The following is an 898-nucleotide window of genomic DNA, read 5'->3' as shown; positions in this document are numbered from 1 at the left end:
GGTTTCCTGATCACCGGCCTGCTGCTGCAGGGGCGCGACCAGATCGAGCGCGGCGTGGCAAGCGGCACCACGGTCGCGCGGAATTTCTTCGCCCGCCGGGCGCTCCGGCTGTTCCCGATCTATTTCCTGGTCGTTGCCCTGTCGCTCGCCGCGCTGCCCGGGCTCCGGGCCGATGCGGCCTGGTACCTGTTCTACGCGCAGAATATCCTCTATGCGCTGCGCGACGGCTTCGTCTACGGCGACCATCTCTGGACGCTCGCCGTCGAGGAGCAGTTCTACCTGGTCTGGCCGCTTGTCGTGCTGGCGACGCCCCGTCGCTGGCTGGGCCCGGTCGTCGTCGTCCTGATCCTGGCGGGGCCGGCTTTCCGCATCGCCTGCCTCGGCCTCGGCATGAGCCATTTCCAGGTCAGCATGCTGACCCCCGCGCATATCGACACGCTCGGGATCGGCGCCCTGCTGGCGCTCCTCGCGCAGCGCTTCGGCCTGGACGATCCGCAGCTGCGCCGCCTGCTCGTCGGCAGCGCCGTCGCCGGTTTCACGGTCCTGCTCGGCGTGCTGGCCGCCAAGGTCGCGGGGTTGCCCTCGTGGATCGAACTGCTGGGCGGCGAGTTCGGCGCCGCGCTGCTGTTCGTCTGGCTGATCGGTGCCGCCGCGCAGGGCTTCACCGGGCCGCTCGGCTGGCTGCTTTCGCTGCCGTTCCTCGTCTATCTGGGGCGCATCAGCTACGGCATGTATCTCTATCACTGGTTCCTGCCCGACCTGCTCGGCGCGCTCGGGATCCGGCTTGCCGGCGGCGAATGGCCCGTGTTCGTCCAGCTCACCCTGCTGTCGATCGCCATCGCGGCGCTTTCCTGGCATGTCCTCGAGAAGCCCGCGAACGGCCTGAAGCGACATTTCG

General features: G+C 68.9%; 1 protein-coding gene. It reads left to right on the top strand.

The window, feature by feature from the left end; all coding sequences use genetic code 11:
• The coding region (locus OCH7691_RS22800; RefSeq protein WP_085885912.1) for an acyltransferase family protein at nucleotides 1-898 on the top strand (898 nt) is incomplete at both ends.

It is taken from the genome of Oceanibacterium hippocampi, assembly GCF_900172325.1.
GTDB classification, from domain to species: domain Bacteria; phylum Pseudomonadota; class Alphaproteobacteria; order Sneathiellales; family Sneathiellaceae; genus Oceanibacterium; species Oceanibacterium hippocampi.
This window is presented reverse-complemented; position numbering and strand designations above follow the sequence as displayed.